The 935-nt window shown below is 61.5% G+C and carries 1 pseudogene; it reads left to right on the top strand.

The features are described from left to right. A pseudogene (locus tag NTD89_RS16360) lies at nucleotides 1-935 on the top strand (RHS domain-containing protein); the annotation flags it as partial.

Here is a 935-nt window from a genome sequence, read left to right as displayed (position 1 = left end):
AGTGCCGGCGGCAAGCTGCAACATCACTACGACGAACTCGGCAACCTGATCCAGACCCAACTGCCGGACGGGCGCTGGCTCAATCGCCTGTACTACGGCAGCGGCCACCTGCACCAGATCAACCTCGACGGCCAGGTCATCAGCGACTTCGAACGCGACCGCCTGCACCGCGAAGTGCTGCGCACCCAAGGCCAGCTCAGCACCCGCAGCGAATACGACCGCAGCGGCCGCCTGCGCTCACGCCAACGCCGCCTTAACAGCCAGCCATCGCTGATGCCTGCGGCGACGCAAAAGCAGTTCGAATACGACCCCGCCGACAACCTGATCGGCAAACTCGACCAGCAACCCGCGGCACAACACCGTCAACTGCTGCACTACGACGCCACCGGCCGCATCATCGCAAGCCAGGACAGCCTGCACGGCCAGCGCGAAACCTTCGCCTACGATGCCGCCGCCAACCTGCTCGACGGCCCGCAGACGGGCGCCGGGTTGGTGGTGCATAACAAACTGCTGACGTATCAGGACAAGCGTTATCGCTACGATGCGTTTGGACGGATGATCGAGAAGCGCAGCGCCAAGCGTGGCGTGCAGCGGTTTGTGTATGACGCAGAAAGCCGGTTGGTTGAAGTGCTTAATGAAAACGGCTGCGTGGTCAGGATGGTCTACGACCCGCTGGGGCGGCGGGTTGAAAAAACCGAGCATGGCAGCGATGGGTATCCGTTGGGGGAAACCCGGTTCATGTGGGATGGGCTGCGGTTGTTGCAGGAGCACAAGCACAGTCAAACCAGTCTTTATGTGTATGAAGACGACGGCGGCTATCAACCGTTGGCCCGCGTCGACGGTGACGGCCCACTGCAGAAAATTCGTTACTACCACAACGACCTGAACGGGTTGCCGGAGCAACTGACTGAAGCTGACGGACACAGCGTCTGGCA

Source organism: Pseudomonas sp. 14P_5.3_Bac1, assembly GCF_025466135.1.
Classification (GTDB): Bacteria; Pseudomonadota; Gammaproteobacteria; order Pseudomonadales; family Pseudomonadaceae; genus Aquipseudomonas.
Note: the sequence above shows the minus strand (reverse complement) of the source record. Positions and strands in the feature narration are given on the sequence as shown.